The 24008-nt window shown below is 70.1% G+C and carries 7 protein-coding genes; 2 read left to right on the top strand and 5 right to left on the bottom strand.

Annotated elements, in window-relative coordinates; all coding sequences use genetic code 11:
- Positions 1–497 precede the first annotated feature (497 nt).
- On the bottom strand, positions 498–11585 hold the full coding sequence (locus tag ACIQJT_RS32710; RefSeq protein ID WP_402649436.1) for a hypothetical protein: 11088 nt from the start codon (positions 11583–11585) through the stop codon (positions 498–500).
- A 2925-nt stretch (positions 11586–14510) separates the two neighbouring features.
- On the opposite strand from ACIQJT_RS32710, the gene ACIQJT_RS32705 reads away from it, so the two are divergent.
- Entirely contained in the window at positions 14511–15206 is a 696-nt protein-coding gene (locus ACIQJT_RS32705; RefSeq protein ID WP_402649435.1) for a hypothetical protein, read from the top strand.
- On the opposite strand, the gene eccCa is transcribed toward ACIQJT_RS32705, so the two are convergent.
- Positions 15207–19313 carry a type VII secretion protein EccCa gene (gene eccCa / locus ACIQJT_RS32700; protein WP_402649434.1) on the bottom strand — a complete coding sequence of 1369 codons (4107 nt, stop codon included), beginning with the start codon at positions 19311–19313 and terminating at the stop codon, positions 15207–15209.
- Between the two features lie 119 nt (positions 19314–19432).
- The gene (locus tag ACIQJT_RS32695; protein ID WP_402649433.1) at positions 19433–19867 is read right to left on the bottom strand and encodes a WXG100 family type VII secretion target; all 435 of its coding nucleotides are present in this window, start codon (positions 19865–19867) and stop codon (positions 19433–19435) included.
- 212 nt (positions 19868–20079) lie between these two features.
- Between ACIQJT_RS32695 and ACIQJT_RS32690 the strand changes: the two genes are divergently transcribed.
- A complete protein-coding gene (locus tag ACIQJT_RS32690) occupies positions 20080–20718 on the top strand; it encodes a hypothetical protein (RefSeq protein WP_365461373.1) in 639 nt (212 codons plus the stop codon).
- A gap of 118 nt (positions 20719–20836) precedes the next feature.
- Here the strand turns inward: ACIQJT_RS32690 and ACIQJT_RS32685 are convergent, their stop codons facing one another.
- Together ACIQJT_RS32685 and ACIQJT_RS32680 are read right to left on the bottom strand one after the other, a co-directional pair.
- The gene (locus tag ACIQJT_RS32685; RefSeq protein ID WP_402649432.1) at positions 20837–21157 is read right to left on the bottom strand and encodes a WXG100 family type VII secretion target; all 321 of its coding nucleotides are present in this window, start codon (positions 21155–21157) and stop codon (positions 20837–20839) included.
- A 62-nt stretch (positions 21158–21219) separates the two neighbouring features.
- Positions 21220–24003, bottom strand: coding sequence for a right-handed parallel beta-helix repeat-containing protein (locus ACIQJT_RS32680; protein WP_402649431.1), 2784 nt, complete (start codon positions 24001–24003; stop codon positions 21220–21222).
- Positions 24004–24008 lie beyond the last annotated feature (5 nt).

The raw sequence follows: 24008 nt of genomic DNA, 5'->3' as shown, positions 1-24008 counted from the left end.
CACCACCCACCGAGATCCGGGTAGCCGGACACACAACCAGCCAACTGGCGACGAGGCCAAGGGTCTCGGGATCGGCGGGCTCGCACAGTAGGCGACGATAGGCGAGCAGAATCCCAAGCGTTCCGACGAAGCGGCCGTCACCCTCGCCTCACTCCTGATGCGGGCGTGACATTTGACGACAGACCCCAGGGCCTGTGGGTTGACTTGCGTCAGGCGTCGAGAAGACGGTCGACGCCAGGCAACTGGCAACTCGGCCGTCCCGGCGGGGAATCAACCGTTCCGCGGCATCTGCGGTACCACCGGGTCGGGCACGGACACGCACCCGACCGGGGACCGAAGCCTCCTTCGGTTCACGGGTCACCGCGTGGATCAGGACCCACCCCGAGCATCCGCGGGGACGAGAACGCTGGCAAGCTGCACCCGCGGCATGAGCGGGATCCGCGAACCACTCCGGCCGCGGCCTTCGCGGCCGCAGTGAGTGCGGAGATACGTGGAGACTACGGACCGGGGCACGGAAGTGGAGGGGTCGGTCGCGGGTCGGAGCCGAAGAACACGTCGGGCCGCTCCGAGTCGCCAGTGCCGGCGGGCCGCGCCGTGGACCCTTCACCCGACGCGCCGGGGCCGACCGGCACCGCCGAGTGGGGAGAAGGAAGGGCAGAAGGCCTGGCGCCCCACCGCCCGTCCGAGCTCTCATCGGACCGCGTCAGGCTGGGCCGCCGGGCCTGTCGAGCCGCTACAGCGGGTTCGGTCGCCGCCCACCGGGCGGTGTAGGGGCCTGGGCCCTCCTGCTGGAGGAGGACGACCGGGCGGCCGTCGTCGGGTCCGGCCGTCCAGGGGGTGCCATCCGGACTCAGCACGGTCAGGTTCAGCCTCAGGACGTGTGCCGCGATCGCGAGCGTCAGCCAGTCCGAGGCACGGGGCCCGGATCCGGTGCGCAGGGCGTGGACGATGTCTTCCTCCGAGCCGCCCGAGACGAGCGGTGGCACCGTCCCCTCCGGCCCGGTCAGATCGGCGATGGCCGGCCACAGCCGGCGCTCTTCCCGCGGCCTGCGCAGATCGGCGGCGAGCGCGCCCGCCAGTCCGTTCCGCAGCTCTTCCGGCCCGGCCGGCCGGCTGTGCCCTGCGAGTTGACCGCTCTCGCCCGGCGCGACGGCGGTCAGCGCGTGTGCCAGTTCGTCCCCCATGGCGAGGACGTGCACCCGTTCCAGCCCCAGCTCGGCCAACCGCGCTTCCTGGGAGGGAGGCGGCTGCTCGGCGGAGAAGGGCGTCTCCTCCGCCGGGAGCCGGGCGGGCACGGGAACTTCCAGGAGCGTGGTGGTGGTCGGGGGCACAGGTATGGTCTCCCCCGGCTCCCGGGACTCGCTCGCGGTGGCGGACTGCGCTCGCACGGTGTCCGGCAGGGAGTTCATGCCCTCCCGACTGGTCGTCTCGGTGACCGGCGGTGCCGGGCGGAGGAGCGGGCCAAGGGTGGCGTCGTCTTCCAGACCGTCGGCCAGCGTGCCGGTGCTCTTGTCCACCGGCAGCGCCCCGTAGAGACCGCCCGGCACTTTGATCCGTACAGTCCCGTGCGGCCCGTTGACCACGGCGGTAACGTCGAAGCGGTAGGCCCGGTAGGAACGCTTGCCCTCCGCGTTGCGCTCGTCGGTATCGCCCAGGGCGGCGCTTCGGCTCTCGCTGTCGTCCCAGTTCTTCATGTCGACCGGCAGACTTTCGAGCATCTGCTGATCGTTGACCGGACCGCCGGCGTCCGGACCGGCCGCGATCCGCCAGCCGCTGTCCCGATGGGTCTCGTGCGTGGGTTCCACATCGGCCTGGTGGTACCTGCGCTGCTTGAGCAGTACGCCTTCCGGGGGGCCCAGGATCTCGGCGCCGTCCAGCTCCAAGCCCACAATGGCCGACTGGTCGCCGAGCGGGACCGCGTACGAGTGCGTCAGCAGTTCCCTGATGCGCGGGCGCATCACCGTGCCCGTGGTGCGGTGGCGGTAATGCACCCCCGCGGTGGTGGTGAGGTCCAGGCCGGCTATCTCCGGCACCGCGCCCACCTGCGGGGAGGGCACAGTCCGGTGGCGTACTGCGGTCAGCTTGGCCCAGCGCCCGATCGATCCGGCGGCGGGCACCGTCCACGGATGGAGGTTGTCGACGAACGCGTCCGGCAACGCGGGAGCCGGCGGATTCTGCGAGCTGTGCCCCAGCCAGGTGACCTGGGTCTCACGCGGCGCGGTGAGGCCGTACGGCCACTGCTGCGGGCTCCCGCCCTCGATGGTGAGGTGGCGGGGGACGAGCAGTCGTACGTCGCCGTCGACGAGCTGGTCCGGGCGGTCCCCGGAGTCATGCCAGGTGAAGACCGACGGCGTGCCCTTGAGGCCTTCCGGCCGGGAGAACAGGCGGGCCACCGATAGCGCACCCCGTGCGGGTGTGGTGAGCACCTCCGGCAGTTCGGTGGTCGTACCCATCTCGACGCGGATGGTGATGCCGTGTTCGAACTCCTCGGAAGTGTCCTGGGCGGTGGCCCGGTAGATTCCGACCCTCCTCTCAGCCTCCTCGTCCTTCGTTCCCTTGGACGCGGAGTACTCGACTCCGGCCTCGAACCCGCCGTGCCCCTTCTCGTCACCGGCACGGGCCCGGACATCGACACCGATCTCGTGTTCCCGGCCGGAATCGCGGCTCTGGGACTCCTCGTCGACCGCCTCGCCGCGCAGCGTGAGCTTGATCTCGTCACGGGGGCGCTGCCCATGCGGGCGGTCGAGCCTGATCGCCGTGACGTTCACCCACAGATACCGGGTGATGCCCCACGGACCGGGCACGGGGAACCAGCGCAGAACACCCTCAGTAGTCAGCGCGTGCCATTCGCTCTGCAACGCCTCGGCGGAGTAGACCGCTTTCAGCGACCGCTGGAGCAGGTTGGGCCGAGGCCCCGTGGCTTCCTCGCCCTCGCCACGGACAATTCCCCTGGCACGCAGCCGGTCGTTGATCGTCTTCAGGACGTCGACCCGCAAGACTTCGGGGTGCGCGATCCCAGAGAGCAGACCGGTATCCAGATAGGTCCGGGTCACCTCGGCCACCGGAACCTGGTCCGGCTCCGCGGACCGGTCCGTTGCCGAGGTCTGCCTCGGCTCCGGTCCAGCGGCCGTGCCGGTCGCGGGAGGAAGGATGTCGGACATCCGTCGCTCGGGGACGAGGAGATCGAGGGCCTCGCTCGCACGCAGATACCGGGTGGTCTCGGTGAGCTCGTCGCCGCGCCAGCGGACGTAGGTCAGTTCGAAGACCGGGTCCGTACGCAGCGTGTGCACGGAACCCCCGTAGGTGGTCCGGGTGATATCGATCCGGCCGTCGCTCTCGGCCGCCCCCTTACCCCAGTTCCAGGCCGCCGAGGCGTGGCCGAGAACCGTCAGCCGACCTCCGGGGCCAGCGCGGTGGTCACCGACTCGCGCCTCGGAGCCGAACCGCAGCTGGGGGCCGAGGGTGCCCGTCACGCCCGCACTCCACTCGCCCTCCTGCTCGGATTCGTAAGCGGTGTTGCCCTTGACGTACTGCTCGACCTCCGTCTCCGTGTCGGCCCCGAGGTCGTTGACGTTGTCCACGAGGACCCGCAGGCGCAGCGCCTGCTTGTACTTGCCGTCCGCAGGCAGTTCCTTCTCGTATCCGCCCTGACCGACCTCCTCGCCGAAGTGAGAGGCGAGGACCATGGGATGGGCCAAGTCGCGGATCTCCTGGGGCCAGTCCGCGGGGTTGTCGAGCCAGGCGTCGATCAGGCTCTGCCGCTCCGCCGGGTTCCGTTCCCCGGCGTACAGCCGCTCGGCATACATACGGGCGCCGAGCTGGGCCAGCTCGGGCATGAGGTGGAAGACGGGGTAGATCCCCTGAGCCCCACTGGTGAAGTCCAGCCGCCGGCCGATCTCGGTCGGCACAATTCCCACGACCGTGTGCCCAGCCGCCTGTGCCTGCTCCGGCGTGACCGGCGTGGCGGGCACGTGCTCATGTGGGACGACGATCCGGGCGACGAAGGGATTGCGCCCGCTCAGGAACCGGCGCTTGTTGAGCCAGTTCGGCTTGAACCGGTTCTTCTTCTCGGGTGTGACCATCCAGTTCACGGCCATCAGATAGCGGTGCTCGTCGACCCGCTTACCGGTCTCGGTCCGGCGGTAGCTGCCGACGGCGCCGCCGTACTTGCGGCTCTTTTCGCTGGAGGTGCTGACGACACCTCGCACAGAACCGAACTGCATGCGAATGGGCGGGGTGGTGACGTGCAGCTTCCCGAGCGAGAGCTCGTACTCGGGGATGGCCAGACGGGCTCCACCACCGAAGGTGGCAGTCACCCTCCAGCCCTTGCCGCGCTCACCGGCCGTGGTGGCCCCGGTCGCGGCCCGGGTGTTGACCTTCATGGAGAAGTCACCCTCCGGGTGGCTGCCCTCGGTGACGGGGTCGGTCAGCGGGCTGGGCTCCTCGATCCGGTTGCCCCACCTCGCCTTCGCGGAGACCTTGTAGCGGCGTCCGCCGACCTGAATGGTGCGGTGGATCCCGAGGAGCGCCTGGGGCAGGTCTCCTTCGAGGGCCGGGCGGCCGTAGAAGGCCGCCAGGTCCCGGTCGGCCTGGGCCCAGGCGCTCTTCTTCGCTTTATCGGCACCGACGTCCAGGACGTGCAGCCGCTCGATGGCGTCCCGCAGGTCCCTCTGGAGGGTCTCGGCGCCCGGCAGAGCGATCGGCACGCCGAAACCGAGGCCACGGCGGGAGGCGGGCGCGAGCGGCTCCCGCGGGTGAGGGGTGAGCCACCCCTGGGCACGCTCCACGTCGATCCGGAACCGGAACCGCGGCCTGGTCTCCGGCAGCCTCGACACCCTCCTCGACGGGGGGATGGCGAACACGCGGTGCCGTGGAGCATCCGGGCCGCCGACCGCCGGTCGCAGATCGGCGGTCCACCCCGAGCCGACGGTACGCCGCACGAAGTGCGCCGCTTCCCGCCGCGGGACACTGAGTTCACCCTCAGTGGTGACTTGCACCGGTGCGATCCTGTGCGTGCTGGATTCCAAGGTCACTTCCAGGCGCAGCCCGGCCCGGTAGCGAGACTGCTGCGCGAAGTCGTTGAGCACCGTATGGCTCGTATGCGAGGAGTTCAGCGAATGGCCGGCGCCGCGGTTCACCCCGGCCTTGATGGCGACCGCCGGGGCCAGGCCCGACAGCTGGGCGGGCAGCTCGTTCTCGGCGTGGGGGGAAGTTCCCCCGTTCGCGCCGACTCCGGCGGTGTTGTAACCGAAGCCGAATCCCGCGTCCGACCCCCCCTTGCTGTCACGGGTGCTGCCCTCCCCCACACCGATGTCGTCGCGGGTACCGACCTTGCTGTCCCCGAGATACTGGAGGCTGTCGATCTCCCTACGGATCCGCAGGTGCCCCCGGAACTTCCCCAACAAGGACCCGCTGACCTCGATGCCGTTGGAGGAGTCACCACCGGCCCACCACGGATAGCGACTGCGGGCCGTCGACTCGGTCAGGAACCCCTGGGCCCGGTCCATCTTCGCCTGTGCCAGGATCTTCTTGACGGCCGAGGCAGGCAGCCCGGCGGCAAGCATGTTCCGGTGCAGCCCGGCGATGACGGGCGTGAGGTCGATCGCCTGCAGCAGCTCACGGGCCTGGGAGGGGCGGGAAACCCGCTGATACCGAGGGCGTTCGGCCTCGGGGGCACGGTAGTCGGGCCGGTGCCCTTCCTCGCCGGCGTAGACGGTGGGAATGTCGACATGGATCCGGTCCGGCACGGTGACCTGATGGAAAACTGTGGGAGTGGCGTCCGCACCGTCGACGAACACCTTCATCTGAAGACCGGCGCTGAAGCGAGTGAGGTCGCTGATGAACGGCTTGCGGCCGGCCAGGATGGTACGCGCCCAGCCGCTGTCCTTGGACTTGGAAGAACTCACGTAGATCTGGGGGGCGGATACCGCGGCTACGGACGCGGCAACGCTCGTCCCCAGGTTGATGAGGGTGAGCAGGGTCGATTCTATTCCTTTTGTGACCTCGTGTCCGGCCCGTCCTCCGGTGGCGGTGGAAGCGAAGCCGACCGGGTACTCGTTGACCTCCCCCCTGGTCCGGGGCACCTCCGTCAGATCCCGCATTACCGGGCGCAGCCACACCAGCCGGCCGTTCACGGCCAGCGTGCGCCCGGCCGCGAGGATGTCGTCCCACTGTTTCGGCTCGGAGGTGAGCAGCAGAGCGCTGATCACACTCCGGATGCCCGAACGCAGCGCGATGTGCGGACCGGGACCGGTCAGGTCCAGGCGTGAACTGATCTCCTCCGCCCAGAAATCCGCCTGCTCCCGCCGGAAGTCGATGGCCTCGGTGGAACGGGCGACGATGGCCTGGCCCATCGCGCCATGGGCGAGGTACCACGGAGAGGGATCACGCGTCTCAGCAACCGGTGTGGAAGGCGCGGCCCCGGTGGGTCCCGGATCGGGATCGTGATGGGCATCCGGCGGGGACACCTCCCCTTCGGGAGAGGTCACCACAATCGCCGCAACCCCGTCGGTCCGCGGCGGCACGGCGTCGGGTTCCGAGGTCACCGCGTCCGTGCCCTGCTCGTCCCTCATCTCCCGGGCCGTTGGCGGGTGTATGGCGGTCTCCCGAGCCGGAGGGGGCGCCAGAGCGCTGGCCGCGCCCGGGGCGGAGACTTCGCTGGTCTCCGCGACCTGGGCCGGAGGTGTCCGGGTGACCGAGGTTCCGGAGGAGGTACCAGCCCGCTTTGAATCCGGCGTGCTCTGCCGCGGTTCGGAGCCGAAGAACACGGCGGGGCGCGCCGAGTCGCCGGAAAGAGCTCCAGCCGGCCTCGCCGGACTCCCTCCGGTGCGTGCGCCGACGTCTGCCGGCGCCGTCGAGGACGACACCGTCGCAGCGGCACGCGCGGGGGTGCCGGGAGGCGTACTGCTGTCAGCGGACGTCGTGCCCCAGCTGTGACCTGAGGTACCCGCGAGCCGCGACCCGTCGGACCGTCGAGCCCCCCGGGCCTGCGCGGCGGGTTCGGTGGCCGCCCATCGCCCGGTGTGCGGGGCGGGGTCCTCCTGCTGGACAAGGGCCACCGGCCGACCAGTCTCAGGGCCGGTCGTCCAGAAGGAGCCGTCCGGCATCAGCACAGTCAGACGCAGCCCCAGGACGGGTGCGGCCACGGCCAGAGTGAGCCAGTCCGCGGCCTCAGTCCCTGATCCGGTCCGCAGAGCACGGACGGCCTCGTCCGCGGAACCGCCGAAAGCAGTCACGAGCGGAGCTTCCGACGGCCCTGCCTGTCCTGCCACCGCAGACCATAGCCGTTGTTCGCCTGGCGGCAGTCCCAGGTCGGCGACGAGCGCGTCGGCGAGGGCGGTGCGCAGCTCCTCTGGACCGGCGGGGCGGCTGTGCCCCGCCAGTCGGCCACCCTCACCCGGCGCGACAGCGGTCAGCGCGTGCGCCAGCACGTCCCCGCCCGACGGCACATACACCGGCGTCAGTCCCCGCTCGGCCAGTCGCTCCTCCTGAGAAAGCGGCCCCTGCCCGGCGGCGGGAGCCTGCGCCGCGACGGCTGCGGCGGGGCGCATCGTCTCCTCCGTCTGCCCCGCACCACGAGCCGGTGGCGCGAAGAGAACGTCCGCCGACTCCCAGGACTCACCCGACCCAGTGGAAGGACCGGCCGATGCCGCTGTGCCGCGGGTAACGGTCACCTGGGCGAAGGGGGACTGATGGCGCAGCCGCATCGGCACACCCCACACTGTGGTCATCCACCCCCTCTGGTTCTCGTCGTACCAGGGGGTCAGCGGGGACACCTCCACGACGAGCGGCACATATCCGTGCCTGCCCGCGTTCCGCTCATTGATCGCTTCGATATTGCGCCGCAGCGCTTCCGACTGGCTGTTGCCCCTCATCTCGTTGTCCGTGATGATCGTCGCCGTGCTGTGCGCACCCAGCACATGCTCAAGCGAGGCTGCCAGGCCCTGAGACGTGGCATCCTGCGCCCACGGACCAGGATGCGGAACGGTCACATCCGTGTACGGCACATGCCGGCCGAAGCGGGTGATCGAGCCTCGCACCAACGACAACTCGCGCGATCCCGTCCGCCTCTGCACGCTTTGCTGGAACGGGGCTTGCATCACCGGATCGAAAGCACTGAGGTTGCCCCGCATTTCATACAGCCCGGTAAGAAGCCGGACGTCATCCCGGCCCGCCCCGCCGTCCACGGCAGCCACGACCGTGTTGCGCATCCTGTCCAGCGCGTCGTTGAACGGCGTGTAGTCCTCCGTCCCACGCAACCGACGACGCTGAACCGACGGCAACTGCCGATACCACGACGCTCCCTCGACCTGAGACCAGTGCATCTCCTCGGCCTCACCCGCAGCATCGAACGTGATCAGCGTGGGCCCCGGCGACCGCCGCTCGGACCGTGACCTGGAACCACCCGACGGAGGAGCAAACAGAATCGGCTCACCAACCGGGGACTCACCTGGTTCACGCTTGTAGGCAGTCTGGCGGTCCGGTGACGGAGGCAGCACCTTCGCTTCGACCTCTTCCAGGGCCTGACCCGCCGGCCCGCCCTCGGCTTGGTCCCACAATTGCCGGAAGCCCGTGAGGACGTAGGGGTTGTCCCTGCTGCCGAGACTCGAGGGCCGGCCGGGGCCGTAGAGCCTGCGCAGCAGCGGCAGCAGCGCCGGATCGTGCTGCTCCACCCAGTCAGACCCGTTGTTCCGGGAGCGGCGCCGCGAGTTGGATTCCTTGCCGGTGTTCGCACCGAGATAAGCATTGCTGAGCTGTGCGAAATACTCGTGGGCGTTGCTGGACGAGTACTCGTCCGGCCATTGAGCAGGCGGGTCGGCGGCAACCTTCGCCTCGTACACGTCGCGGATCAACTGCCGGTCTTCGGCGCTCAGCACTGACTCGATCGCATGTGCCCACTCATGACGGGCAATGGAATACCCGTCGTCGTAGAAGTCGTCACCGATCACGTCGGTGCTCTCACCCAGCAGGTTCTCCTCACCCACACCGACCAGACCACGGCGGCGATCGAAGAGTCCCCGTGCGACGTCCAACGACCGGCCCGCTCCGGAATGGTGGCGGGCTCTGAGCCCGGCGAACTCCTCAAGCGACGTCAGCGGCCGGTTACGGGGCACCACGACGAGACGACGGCCCTCGGTCAGCAACGCCACCGCGATCTGCGGATCGGCGAGCATGCTCGCGACCAGGGCCTCCGCCTCCGCCCGGGACGCCTCGGGCTGTTCCACTCCGTCAGGAACGACGACCAGCAACCGCGCCGCCGCCGCCGTGAAGTCCTCCACGGACAAGCCGGCACGCAACTGCTCCACGAATGCCCGGTCAGCAGCCAGGAGTTCCCGGTCCCTCCACGGCAGCGACACCAGCTCCCGTGCCCGCGCGTCCGCGTCCATCGCGACGAGCCCGGCCGCCTTCACGACGGGAGCCGGCGGGACAGGAGTGGGTGAGGACGCACGGGGAGAGACAAGGACGGGTTCCGCCGGCACCGTGCTGCCGTCCGGTCGTACTGACGGGGCCGTCGTGGCGGGCGGTGCCAACAGGAAGTCGGGCTGGGCGGGGGCGAGGGGCCGGCCGACCGGCGGCAGGCCGCGATCCAGCCTTGCCCCGTTGTAGAGGTTGAGGGAGAGGACCGCCAGGGTGTCGCTGTCGCGCTCGATGGTCTGGGGAGACTGCTCTATCGACGCGTAGCTCCGCGCCTCCATCCTCACGACGGCAGGAACGATGAGCGCCCGACCTCGGCGGTCGGGGTTGGCATCCAGTGTGGGGAAGTCGGTGCGGATTCCCAGTGCCTCGTACTGGCTCACAACGCGTTCCGGACTGTGCAGGAGCAAGTTGTCGAGGTACTGGCCGGCCGTCGCGCGCAGCGGGCCGCGTGACATGGTCAGTGGCAGGTCGATGACGTCCCTGCCGACGGCCTCGGCGAAGCGGGCGCGGATGCGCCGCGCCTGATGCTCAAGGTACGTGCGCGGCCCCTCACCAAGGCTGCTCCGCAGGGCCGCGAGCGAATCGCGGGAGGCCACCGCTGTGAGGTCCTTCGGTCGCACTGTCTGGAGCGTTGCTCCGCGCACAGTGGCGGCGACCTGGGTGAACGCGAGCGCGGCCGCACCTTCCAGTTCGGCGGCGTCCCACGGGTTCACGGCATCGGCCCAGTCCGGATATTGGCTGAGCCAGCGTGCGAAGTCCTGACGGGCCCAGGCACCGAATGCAAGGCCGGTGCCCGCATCCGTATGAGCGATCTGCACGGGTGGGGACTCACGCCGCATACGGCCCCTGACGTGTTCGATGAAGGCCACGAGTCCCGAGGCCGGAGCCGTCGCCGTGTGATGCACCAGCGTCGCGTATCCGGCGTCGTTGTTCCTGACCGGCAGGTCCTCCGCGAGAGGATCCACCGCATACCCAGCCGATTCGGGGAAGATCTGCCCGATTCTCGCTCCCGGCCTCGCGTACCGGAGCCGGGATATCACGTCGTGGAAGGCCGCCAGCACATCAGCCCGCTCGGCCCGGCCGTCCGGCCGTCCTCGCACCAGGCCACGAGCCGGCTTCGTGACGATCTCAAGGACCGGCACTCCCCCAGCCCTGTCCAACGTGATCGCCAGAAGCCCGGGCAACTCCACGATGTCGCCGAACTCCTCGACCTCCGCGTCACGAGGCAACTCCACCCGGTACCGGTGCAGCTCGACCTCGAACCCACTGGCCGGACCGAACCCCTCCACCTCGACCGCAACCTGAGCGGCAGGGGCCATCGGCGCCATAACAGACGGCTCGCCTCGCCGCGACGAAGGCCCAGGCTGCGCGGAATAGCCCCCACGCACAGCAGTACTCCCGGGAACACGCTGCTCCACCCTGTCACGGACGGAAACACGCTGCTGCTCCCCCCTGTCACGCCCAGAACGCTGCTGCTCCACCCTGTCACGAACGGAAACACGCGGAGGAGCAAACTGTTCCATCCTGTCGCGAACCGCCGCCTCCAGACGCGAAACAGCACCCCACCGCCTGCTCCCCGGCCCCTTGTCGCTCTGCCACTCCGTCACGCTGACCAGCACACGCCGCAAATCCTCAAGCCCTGGATTGCGCGGCAACCGTTCCACCGCCCGGTCAATGGCACGCAACGCGGAAGAACGACGCGACCCACCACTCGCCGAGATCTCCGACCAGTCACGAATCGGATCCAGCCCCACCCCACGAGCCGGTGGCGCGAAGAGAACGTCCTGCCCTTCGGACTCCGACCCCAGCCGATCCCCTTCCCCAGCAGAGCCCGGCGCCGGGGACGAGGAGGATTGCGGAAGCTCTTCCGAGGACCCGGGCAGCACGGTCACCGGCGAGGCCGGCAGTTGCTCGGCGTCCGGTTGCGACCGCCCGTCGACGGCCTCGGGCTCCGGGTGGGGCTGCGGCTGCACAGCGGGCCGAGCGGCGATCTCGGGTCCCCTGACGAGCGAGCCCAGCAAAGCCGTCGCCGGCAGGTGCCCAGCGCGCAAGTGCTCTGCGGCGACGAGTTCCACGACGTCCTCGGGCCGCGACACGACACCCAAGGGGTTCTCATCCGGGGCGACGTGCCGAATACGGCCCAGCACCGCGCTTGCGGCCCAGAGCATCGACTCCTCCCGGCGCTCCGGTGACACACCCGGATCCGCGAGCCGCGCCCGGACGGCATCGATATCGAAACGCGCCCTGCCCGGGTGACGGTGATTGGGGGAAGAGGCGTCCGGAACAGGAGAGATGCCAGTTGTGGGCGCCGTGTCTGTGTCCCGGCTGGGGGCCGGAACCTCGTCGCCCTCCTGGTGTCCCCTGGTACGCCCGCCCGCCTCAAGGCCGGCGCCGGGGTCCACTGCGGGCGGCGCCGTGCCGACCGGCTCGGACGAGGTGGAGTCCTCCACCCTCGGCATGGCAATCGGGCCAGCACTGCCCCTGTCCGGCGTCGTGGCGGCTTCGGGAGACACAGGCGTGTCGTCTGAGGGAGGGGAGGGGGGCACGATGTGGTCCGTCATCCCCGGGGTACGTACGGGGGTGCCGTCCCCAGTCTCCCTGACAGGGCCGTTCCCCGCCGCGGGCGCGCCGAGCCGGTCACCATCCGGAGTGCCGGCCGAGTGGGTGACGGTGTCGTCTGTCGACGACGGCCGCGTCGACCCGGCCTTGGAATGAGCGGCCTTCTCAGATGGCCGCGCCTTGTCGGGCGAGGACCGAGGGACGTTGTCCCCGGCCGTCATGCCGGAGCCGCGGTGCCCCGACGAGACGACGGGTTCCGCGACGGGCCGGTCCAAGGCGGGCCGCTGTGCGGTGGCGGAGCCGTCATCACGGCGCGCATTCGCGAGTTGGACATCCGGCTTGCTGGCCTCAGCCGGGGACAAGTCGCGCCCTTCCTCACGGCCGGCCGGACCCTGCCCCGATTCGTCGGGGCTGAGGTTCCTGGCACGGTTGCCGGAAGACTGCGAGATGGGGGACGACGACGGACGGGCATCGTCTCCGCCGGACCGGGCGCTCCTCTGGCCGGAGGGTTGGTCGCCCGCAGAGTGAGCCGTGGTGTAAAGGACACTGTCGGTGCCGGTGTCGGCGCGCAGGTTACCCCCGCCGACACCCGACCCCTGGCCGTCCGAAACGGAAGGGCTCGCCGACCTCACACCAGACTTGGAGCCAACCCCCGCCCCACGCGACGGAGCACCGTCGAACTCGGCGCGCGTGTGATGCGTGCTGGCCTGCGAGCCGCTCATCCGCTGCGTCGACTCGGGCTCCGACAACGCGGTCCTGGGCGGCGCCACCTCCGACCCAGGCGCCGTAGACGTGGCGGACTTGGCCTCCGGCAACGCAGTCTCAGGCGCTTCGTCCGGCCGCGGTGAAGTGGGGGCCGACGTGGACTCCTCCGTTCCCTGGTCCGACTTCGGCCTTGTCGTCTCCGAGGACTGCTCCTTGGTGGGCGAGGACGAACGGCCGTCCTCCGCGCCAGGTCGAGTGCCGATCCGGCGGGCGGCACCCCTGCCACCTTCAAGGCGATCGCCCATGGAGGGTGTCTCGACCTGCGTGGTACTGCTATTGCCGCGGTTGGTGCGAAGGTTGCCGCCGCCGACACCCGAACCCGTGTCACCGTCGGGCGACCTACCGGGAAGGTCAGCGATCCCAGCGGGTCGGTCATAACCAGGACGCGAACCCCCCGACGACTTTCCACCCGAACCCGAGGTCTCGGCAGACGGTTCATCCGCAAGGTCCTTCATCCCGCCAATGCGGTCATTACCAGGCCCCTGCCCTCTGTTCGACTCTCGGCGCGGGTTGACGGCCGGATCCGAACCACCCGGACCTCCAGACCTGGGCGACTCCCCCGCCGAACCCTGCCCGGAATCCAATCCCCGAACCGGCTGCTCGACCCGCTGCCCATCCCCCAACCGACGCCCAGGACCAGCCATGGGACCCGAACCACCCGAACCACCAGACCGGGGCGACTCCCCCACCGAACCCTGCCCGGAATCCAACCCCCGAACCGGCACCTCGACCCGCTGCCCATCCCCCAACCGACGACCCGGACCAGCCATGGGACCCGAACCACCAGACCTGGGCGACTCCCCCACCGAACCCTGCCCGGAATCCAACCCCCGAACCGGCTGCTCGACCCGACCATCCCCCAATCGACGACCCGGACCAGCCATGGGACCCGAACCACCAGACCCCACCGAACCCGCCCTGGAATCCGACCCCCCAACCGGCACCTCGACCCGCTGCCCATCCCCCAACCGACGACCCGGACCAGCCAAAGGATCCGAACCGCTCGAACCACCAGACCTGGGCGACTCCCCCACCGAACCCGCCCTGTTCCCCTGTGTCCCATGCGGGTTGTTCTGCGGACCGCCCAGGTAATCAACCGAGTTGTCATACCGGCGGGAGCCGACGGGCGTGCCGGACGGGCGGTTGTCGGACCTGGCCGGGCCGCCTGCCTCATGGGCCGGACCGCCAGCACGGACTCCCGGGACGACCGGGGAACCGTCAGGACGCACGTTGCCCCTCAGGTCCGTAGGCCCGCCATCCACAGACCCACTAGGACGCCCATCCACCGGCTTCGGCGTGGGAGCACCGGGAGTCGGCCGGCCGCCGTCCGGGGCGAGCTCGGGCTTGGGGGCCGGAGTGGGGGAGCCGTTCCCTGACACCCTCCCCTGCGCGGGAACCGGGGTGGGGGACGACGAGGAGGAGCCGCCGGGGTTCGTCGCCCGGGCGGGCATACCGAGGTCGCCCAAACGTCCGTTGCCTGGACCACTGTTGGTGGGGTGGCTGGTCGAGACACCGTCCCTGCCGCCGGGCGGAGGGGAAGCCAGCGAGCCGTCTCCCCTGCCCAGGCCGTCAGGGGTGGGCAGGGAGAGGCCGCCGTCGGGCGTCCGGGACAGAGGCGGAACCGTCCCATCGCCACCATCGGGCATGGGTCTGGCGCTGGACGGGGTGACACCGGGGGGCGTGGACGCCGGGGCGCCGCCACCAGGGGTGGGCTTGGGGACGAAAGAGCGCCCAGCACCGCCGTAATGCCAACCCATCATGCCGCCGCCGTGCGCGCCGAAGCCCGCCCCGACGATCGCACTGATGGCTACGGTCCAGGTCACGTTGAAGTCGGCACCCGCGAGTTCGGCGCCCAGGGCGCCGAGACCGACGTCGAAGCCCACCTCGGCCCCGGCACCGACGATGGCGCCTCCGGCGGCACCGGCGATGGCGCCGCCCACGGTGCCGAGCCGGCTCCCGATCGCGGTCACGATGGGGATGAGCCTGGCCAGCAGCGAACCGACGATCGCCATCACCCGTGCGAGGATCGGCCCCAGGCCGATGAGGACGAGCCCGAAGATGGTGCCCAGGATGTCCGCCCACATGGCGGCGTTGAGCTGCTCCGCGTACTCCTCGGCCGCCTTGTGCAACTCGTCGGCGTAGCGGTTGATCGTCTGCCCGATCGTCCACGCCTTCTCGGCGGCGGCGTCGAAGGTCAGGCCGAGCCCTTCCTCCCATGCCCGGCGAGCCTCAGCTCCCGCCACTCCGGTCATGCCGATCCCGTCCACGTGGCCGTTGACGGCGGCTCGGCGCTCGTGAAGAACGTCACCGAGCTGGATCCAGGCGTTGCCCAGGGCGTACATCTCCTCGACCTTGATGTCGCCGAGTACGGAATCCGCGTCTTCCATGGTGGGGCCGCCCTCCCTGGGCGTGATGTGTTCGACGGTCGCCTGACTGGTGCCGTACTGGGTGGTCTGTGGCGGTAGCTAGGTTCGCGCTACGGGTTGTGCTGGTGTCGTGGGCGGATCCTCGGCGCGGGATCCGCCGGCACCGGCGGCGGACAGCTCTGCCGACTTCTCAGCCAGCGCGTCCCGCTCGTCCATGGCTACCTGGACGAGGGTGGGCTCGTGGCCCCGCCGGACCAGCGTCCCGCGACCGGGTTGACGGCGGTGCGCGCGCTGCTCGTTGATGAGGACCCCTTCGCGGTGGTCGCCGGACAGCAGCAGGCCACCGGAGCCCATCTCCTTGAGCCTGCTGAGCAGCGGGTCCGACAGCAGGGCCCGGGCGGCGCCACCGACCCGCCGGGCCAGTACGAGGTGGAAGCCCAGCTCGTCCGCCTGTTGGATGAACTCGGCCAGCGGAGCCAGCGGGCCGCGTCCCATGCTGCCCGCCGCAAGGTCGTAGTCGTCCACGACCACATACAGCTCGGGGCCTTCCCACCAGCCGCGCTCGGCGAGCTGGGTGGGGGTGATGTCGGCCGGAGGCATCCGGGAGCGCAGGGTCTCGGCGAGGGCCGCGACCTGTCCGGCGACCAGGTCGGAGTTGCCGCCGCGGGCGCCGATGTACTCGTCGGCCACCACGCCCAGCAGACTGTGCCGGTAGTCGACGATCATGAACCGTAGCTCGTGGGCGGTGTGGCGGGCGGCAAGACCGCGCATCCAGGCGCGCAGGAACGTGGTCTTGCCGGATCCCGAGTCGCCGAAGACTGCGAAGTGCGGGTCGTTCGAGGTCAGATCGAGTCCGACGGGGGCCAGGTCGGCCTCGCGCAGCGCGACGGGTACCTCGCGCTCGCCGAGGGCCGCGCCGTGGCTCTCCCAGCGTTCGGCGGGCGTCGGCGCCCCGGCCGCGGACAACTCGCGGACGGTGATCCGGTCGGGCAGTACGCGCAACGCCGGGGCCGCGGCCCGCGGCCAGCTCTCCGCGATCCTGGACACCAGCCGGCGTTCGGCGTCGGCGATCCCGTCCATGTTGTCCACGCCGTCCAGCCGGGGCAGCGCGATGTGGTGGGTGAGTCCGGGTGAGGCCAGCCCTCTGCCGGGAACGCTCGGGCCCAGGGCACGGGCGGCGGGTCGGCTGATCTCCGACTCGGAGGGGTCGTTGAGCCACAGTTCGAGGCGGCCCGGGATGTTGTCGCGCAGGCCGACACGAATTTCCGCCCATCGGTTGGCGGTCAGCCACAAGTGGACTCCGACACCGAGGCCGCGGACGGCGATCTCGGTGAGGGTGGTCACGGCGCTGTCGTCGGAGGTGTGCAGAGCGGCCCAGTTGTCGACGACCAGCACGATGTCCGCGGCCCGCACGCCCTCGGGCAGGTCGCCCTCGGAACGGCGGGTGCGCAGTTCGGCCGCCGTCTGGATGTGCAGGTCTCGGAACATCCGCTCGCGTGCGGTGACCAGGCTTCCGACCTCGGCCAGCACCCTGCGCACCCGCTCCTCGTCGCGGCGGCCCGCGATGCCGGCGACATGGGGTGCGTCGCTCAGTCCGTGCAGCGATCCGCCCCCCATGTCGATGGCGTAGAACTGCAGTTCTTCGGGGGTGTGGGTGAGCATGGCGCTGAGCATCGCGGTGCGCAGGAAGGTCGACTTGCCGCTCTGCGGGGCGCCCACCAGCGCGATATGCCCTTGGCGTCCCGTCAGATCAGCTGTGAGGGGGATCTGTTCCTGGCGCGAGGGCACGTCGATCACGCCGATCGGGAACACGAGCCGGCCCGTGTAGGGCCACAGGGGGCAGCGCAGGCCCAGCTCCGGGTCGACCTCCGGCTCGCCGAGCAGCGAGCTGAGGGCGAAGTGCGCGGGCAGTGGCGGCAGCCACACCTGGTGGCCCGGGACGTCCTTGTTCACGAGGCGCTCGACTGCGATCTGCAGTTCGGTCGCACCCGCGTCCGGGGTCCACTCCCGGCGGCTCGCCTCGTTCTCCTCGGGTGCGAGCGGGGCGAGGTCTCCGTGTACGGCGAAGGGAACCGGTTCGGCGGCCGCGGCAGCGGCGTCGGAGTCCTGTTCGCGGTAGGGCGCCGACACATGTGCGACGCGGAAGCGCTCGTAGACCGACTCGTCGACCTTCAGATAGGCGGAGCCCGGGATGGCGGGCAGGGTGTAGGCGTCGGGCGTTCCGAGGACGGCACGGGACTCGGCGGCGCTGAAGGTCCGCAGGCAGATCCGGTAGGACAGGTGGGACTCCAGGCCCCGCAGCCTGCCTTCTTCAAGGCGCTGGGTGGCCAGCAGCAGGTGCATGCCGAGGGAGCGCCCGACCCGGCCGATCTGGACGAACAGGTCGATGAAGTCCGGTCGTTGGGAGAGGAGTTCGCCGAACTCGTCGACGATGATGAACAGGTAGGGCAGGGGGTTCAGCGGTTTGCCGTTGACGTCGGTGCCGCCGGCGGCCTGACGGAGCTGGTACTCGCGCACGGAGTCGACGTTCCCGGCCTCCCGCAGCATGCGCTGCCGGCGCTGCTGTTCGCCCTGCAGGGCCTTGCGCATCCGGTCCACCAGCGCGAGGTCGTCGGCGAGGTTGGTGATCAGACCGGATACGTGCGGAAGTTCGGTGACGCCCGCGAAGGTGGCGCCTCCCTTGAAGTCGACGAGGACGAAGGCCAGGTGCTCCGGCGCGTGCACCATGGCCATGCCGGTGACGAGGGTGCGCAGCAGTTCGCTCTTGCCGGACCCGGTGGCGCCGACGACCAGCCCGTGCGGGCCGATGCCGCCCTGTGCCGACTCCTTGAGGTCGAGGTGTAGCGGTTCGCCGGTGCCGGTCACTCCGATGGGGACGCTGAGCAGGTCTTTCGCGTCGGGGTTGCGCCGCCCGGCGGCCGGGTCGAAGGCCGCCATGTCCGCGAAACCGAGCATCCCCGAGAGGGAGACGTCCTCGGCGAGGACCTGTTCGCGTTCGCCGGACAGCCTCAGTGGCGCCAGCGCACGTGCGGTGGCCGCCAGGACGGCGGGCGCCGGCTCGTCGGCGGCGCCGTTCTCGATCGCCGCGTACAGGCCCGGCATGCGTCCCTCAAGGACGAGTCCACCGCGTGCGTCCGTGCGGGCGCGGACGTCGACCCGGCCCGGTTCGGATGCCTCCTCCTCCACGAGGCACACCACGTGCACCCCCAGGTCGGGTCCCGCCTCGGTGAACAGGTCGGCCAGGAGCGCAGAACGGGCCCAAGAGGCCCCGGGCTCGTAGTCGTCCAGGATGACGACCAGGTGGCGGCGGGGGCCGCTGTCACGCTGGGTGATGAGGCGGCCGTTGCGTTCGGCGCGGGCTGCGACTGCTTCGTCGAAGGCGGCACGCAGTTGATCGTGGATTCCGGCGAGGTCGTCGGCGAGCAGGGGGACGACCTCCTGCTCGCGGAACTGTGCCCGCGGGTCGGGGTCATGGGTGTGCGGTAGCCACTTCGCCCAGTCCCAGGCGGAGTTGCCGCCGGTGACGACCGCGACCCGCACGTCGTCGGGGGCATGCAGCACCGAGAGCTGCAGCAGCAGGTTCTGGGCCAGCTCACGGGTGCGCAAGCGCGGCCCCAGCAGACTGACCACGCCGGACGACCGCAGGTCCAGCCAGGCGGCCTGACCGTCCACCGTGCTGTACGCCTCGACGAGTTCGCGGGCGGCGTGCTGGCACTCGATGTCGACCTCGATGGTCGGATCGCTTTGCTCCGGGACGCGCAGCGCGTCGGCCAGCGTCACCGTACCGGTGCCGACCCGCAACTGGAGGAAGTCACTGTCACCGGGGCGGCGTTCCCACACCCGGCGCCGCCGGGTGGCTATCGCCCACAGTCGCTCGGGGTGCGGATGCCGCCAGGCATCGGCGGCCTGCTGGCCCACCCTGCTCAGTTGAGCCCGCTTGCGGACACCGGCCAGGTACTCCAGGTACCGCTCCCGCTGCCGGAACTGGTTGCGGCGCCGGCTGCTCCGCAACTGCATCCGCACACCGATGGTGATGCCCACGGATACCACGACGAAGGCGAACCCCAGCAGGATCATCCATGCCCTGCCGTAGGCCACCATGTACGCGGCCATGCTGACGCTGGACAACAGCGGCAGGAGCAGCATCAGCCATCCGGCCGCGCCCTGCGGCTGGGGCCGCTGGGGCGGTGAGGCCAGCTTCGTCATGCCTTCCGGCAGAGGTGGGGGCGCCATCCGGACGGGGCGGTGGAACGGGATTCGACTCACAGTGACTGCCTAGTTGCATCTCGGGGTGTGGGACACAGGCGGGTGGGAGAAGGCCGTGATCAGTCGGGGAAGGTCATGGTGACCGCTGTTCGGTTGGTGTCGGTGACCTCTTCAGGGTCACCGCTGCCCGTCGCGGTCAGGTTGGTGAGGAACTCGGTGAAGATCTTGGTGACGCCCTTTTCTGCCACGCTGAAGTTGCCCCAGGCCATGCCGACTCCGTCCGCCAGCGCGGGCAGGACCCCCCGGGAGGGGTCCTCCTCGGTGCCGAACAGCTCGGTCATGACCCGCGTCCATTCGTTCTGCACCTCCTCGGCGTCCGAGGCCGCCTGCCCCTGCCACGCCACGCGCAGCGCGCTCAGAGTGGTGTAGATGGTGCTGATGCGCTCGGCGACGGACTTGGAGAGTTCGACCAGGGCCCTGGACGTGACGTTCAGGCCGGCCGGGGACATATCGATGACGGAAATGTCGTAGTTGGCGGTTTCGCTGTCAGCCATGACCCACCTTCCTCTGGTCACAATCCGGCGATCTTGGCGGTATGGGGTGATTCACTCAATGAGGCCAAAAGACAATCACACTGACAATTCATCACATAAGTGGTTAGCCTGGCATCGGTTCTTCGGGGCCGTCGCCCCGCGGGCCGCCCGGCATGCCGCGTCGCCCGCACACCGGGCCGGAAAGTCGACGCGTCAGAGACCAAGGAGACACCGTGACCGAACCGATCAACTCGAAGTACGACGAAACACCGCTTCCTGACCCGGAGATAGTGGACGAGGACGGCGACGGAGCCGCCGACCCCTCGGAGGACAACGGCAAGGACCTCAGCCACCTGGTACCGGATACAGAGGTCGTCTGGGCCGTACCGCCCTCCTTCAACATCGATCCGACGGACCTGACGGAGAGCGGGGACGGACCACCGTCGGAGGAGATCACCGAACCCTCCGGGGATCTGAGGGTCGACCTCGGCGCGCTGCGCACCGCGGAGCAGTCGATGCTCACCGAGGCACGCGGCGCGGTGGACAAGTACGAGGAGGTCCGCGCCCTGGTCGCAGCCGTCAAGGACACCGTCTTCGGACAGGGCGCCAAGGACGCGTACGAGAGAAGGGGAGACAACAGCAACTCGATGGCGTACGACCCGCAGCAGGGCAAGTCCGTTGCCAACCCGTTCGCCAAGACCGGCGAGACGTTCGCGGCCGAGATGAACCCGGCCATGGAACGCGCGCTGCTCGAAGTCGGCGCCACGATCGAGAAACTGGGCGAATACATCGCGCTGCTCAACCACTCGGGACAGGTCTACGCGGAGGCCGACCGCAAGTCCCGCTTTCCCGCTCCTCCGCCAAAGGCCTGAACGGGCGGGCCGTGCCGCCCCGTTCTGCAGGTGCTGAACGGGGCGGTCGTGCGCCGTGCCACGCCGGCACGCCGCATGCTGGACGGCGCGCGGCGTGCCGGGCGCACCGTGAGGCCGCTCAGCCATCCGCCGGCCCGTCGGTGACGTTGCTGTAGTTCGTGCCCTCCGCGTCGTGGTAGTTCGAGTACGTGGCTTCCATCCGGCGGAGGATGTCCTCCATCAGTGCTTCGAGATCGTGCTGGCACGACAGGAACCAGGACTTGATGTCGTCGAACGTGGCGTAGGACGGACTGTTCCACGAGGTGCCGATGTCGTTCATCTTGGCGGCGATTGACGCCATGCCGGTCGTGATCTCCGCCGACTCCCGCCTCACAGCCCCGATCGCCTCCTTCAGCGCCGCGAGGTGCACGAGCCAGTCCTGCGTGCTTTGTTCTGCCATCTGGGAGACACCTGTCTTTCACCCGGTCGGAAGTCTTCTGGCGTCCTGCCGCTTTGCCCTGCTCAGAGGGCCTCTTCCGGGGGGAGGTCCACGGGCAGGAGCGTGGTGAGCAGTTCCTCGTCGGCCGATGCGAGATCGACGGCGCCCAAGCCGAGTTCGGCCACGCGTTGCGCGTGCCTCTCGGTCATCCGCTGGAAGACCTGCCGGGCGCTGCGTCCGTTGCCGAACTGTTCGCCGCGCGGCAGCGTCTCGAAGTAGTCGTGCAGCGCGGCGATGGTCTGCGGCGCAAAGGTGTACTGGTGGCTGTCGGCCTGGTGCTCGACGATGCGCACCAGATCGGACGAGGAGTAGTCGTCGAAGTGCAGGGTGCGGGTGAAGCGTGAGGCCAGGCCGGCGTTGGACTCCAGCAGCCGTTTCATCTCGTTCGGATAGCCGGCGACGATGACGACCACCTCGTCACGGTGGTCCTCCATCAGTTTCACGAGCGTCGAGATGACCTCCGAGCCGAAGTCGGTGAATTGGCCCTGCGGCGCGAGGGAGTACGCCTCGTCGATGAAGAGCACCCCGCCCAGAGCGCGCCGGAAGACGGCGGTCGTCTTGGGCGCGGTGTGCCCGACGTACTCCCCGACCAGGTCCCCCCGGTCAGCCTCGACCAGGTGACCGCGGCTGAGCAGACCGAGCGCCGCCAGGAAGCCGCCGTAAAGGCGGGCCACCGTGGTCTTGCCTGTGCCAGGGTTCCCCGCGAAGACCAGGTGCCTGCTCAGCGGCGGCGGCGCGAGCCCGGCGTCCTGGCGGGCCTTCACCATCTGCATCAGTCTCGTGAGCGTGACCACATCGTGTTTGACACCTTCAAGACCGACCAGCCGGTCGAGTTCGGCGCGGAGTTCCTCCAACTTCGCCGCGGCAGCCTCGGGGTCCTGTTCGCCCTCCCCCGCGATGCCGCTGGCGGCCATCGCCCCGCGGACATCGGGCACTTGAGTGCCTCCCTGCTCAGCGGGCGGGGGCGGCAAGGTCGGAAGGACCGGATCGACCGCATCCTCGACATGACAGTCCCGCGCGTACACCTCCGCCTCCTCGTCCCGCAGCAGGTCCGTCTCGGTGCCGTCCACGACGCATCGGCGCAGCACGAACCTGGAACGGGCACCGGCGTAGACGGCAGGGAGACGGCTCCCGGTGAAGTGACAGTCGTCGTAGCGGCCTTCGCCCCCGTCCCCGACGTAGAGCGCATTCTTCGCCGCGGACTCGACCGTGAGGCCGTGGACCGCGGGACGGGCGGACGCGTACACGACGACACCGCTGCCCCGGGACTCGCGCACCGCTCCGCCCTCCACGCGGACTGTGCTGTCCTCCTCCAGGAGCAGGCCTGTGGTGGCTCCGGTGATCGTCACGTTCTCCAGCAGGGCGCCCGTACCCCGGCCGACCCGGACACCGGCCTCGCCGACGGAGGTGACGGCGCAGTGAGACAACAGGGGCCGGTGGGTGGTGGTCAGGCGTACGCCGTCGCGGTCGCCTTCGATCCGGCAGTCGCGCAGGGCCGCGTCGCCGCCCTCCACGCACAGCCCCGTCAGCTCGATGTCGGTCAGCTCGCAGCGCTCCGCCAGCAGTTCGGCCCGTTCGGTGACACGGGCGCCGTATTCGGGGGTGCCCCCGATCGCGCAGTCCTGTACCTCCACCCGCGCCGAACCGCCCAGATGCACGACCGTGTAGGCGGTATCCCGCACCGTGCACCCGGTCAGTGAGACCCAAGCCTCGCCCGTCGCGTAGAGCCCGTTGGCACCGGTGCGGGCGAAGGTGGAGTCGCGCGCGGTGGCGTTCCCGGTCGCGCTGACGACGAGCGCCGTGTCCGTACAGTCCACGGCCCTCACCGAGACCAGTTCCGCGACGGCCTCTCCTCTGACCAGCACCGCGGCACCGGTGGTGCGGTGCACGTGGCAACGGTCCAGCACGACCGAGCTTTGGTCCTCCACCAGTACACCGGAACGTCCGGTGCGGAAGATCTCACAGTCACGCAACCGCACACCCTGGGCTCGGTCAGCGGAGCGGGCTGCAGCATCGGCAGAAAAGGAGACCGCCACCGGGTTCTGGTCCTCCCCGGTCGGACCGGTGCCCCACCGCCGGCGGCGCTGCGGGCCCGGGGTGCGGCCCGCCGTGCCGCGTACCCAGACCCCCAGGCCGGCCGCCTCGTACAAGCGGCACTCACTCAGTGCCGCGGAGGCGTGTCCGTCCACAAGGACAGCGGTGGCGCCGCTGCCGCGTATCTCGCAGCGGGTCAGAGCCGCGTGCGCGCCGGCGGTCACGACGATGCCGCATCCAGCAACACCGTCCACGAGCGCGTCGGTCAGTTCGAGAGCCGCCTCGTCCTCGACGACCACGCCGTCCCCTGCGCAGCCGCCGACCGTCAGAGCCTCCAGCGTGGTGCGGCTGGTGCCTGTCAGACGCACCGCCATGTCCTCGGTCTGCCGCACCGAGCAGCCGCTCAGCAACGGAGCCGCCCCGGCGGCGACCTCGACGCGACCGCCGGTGATCTCGCAGTCCCGCAGCACCGGTTCACCGCCGCGCAGCAGCACCGCGGCCTCCCGGGGCGCGGGGGAGACGAGGGTGAAGCCGCGCAGCTCGGCGCGGCCCGCGTGCACGGTGACGGCCGGGCCGCGCGGCGCGACCACCCGTACGGTGCCCTTGGCGACCAGGACGATGTCCTTGTCCAGCACCAGCCCCTCGGTGTACGTCCCGGCCTGCACGGTGATCACCCCGCCCGGCCTGGCGTCCCTGACGGCCGCGCCGATGGAGCGGTGCGCGCCCCAACTGCCCGGTGCGACACGCTGCGCGACCGGCTTCAGCTCACGCATGGTCC

The sequence above is a fragment of the Streptomyces sp. NPDC091972 genome, from assembly GCF_044756385.1.
GTDB lineage: Bacteria > Actinomycetota > Actinomycetes > Streptomycetales > Streptomycetaceae > Streptomyces.
The sequence above is the reverse complement of the archived record's forward strand: the minus strand, read 5'-3'. Positions and strand labels throughout refer to the sequence as shown.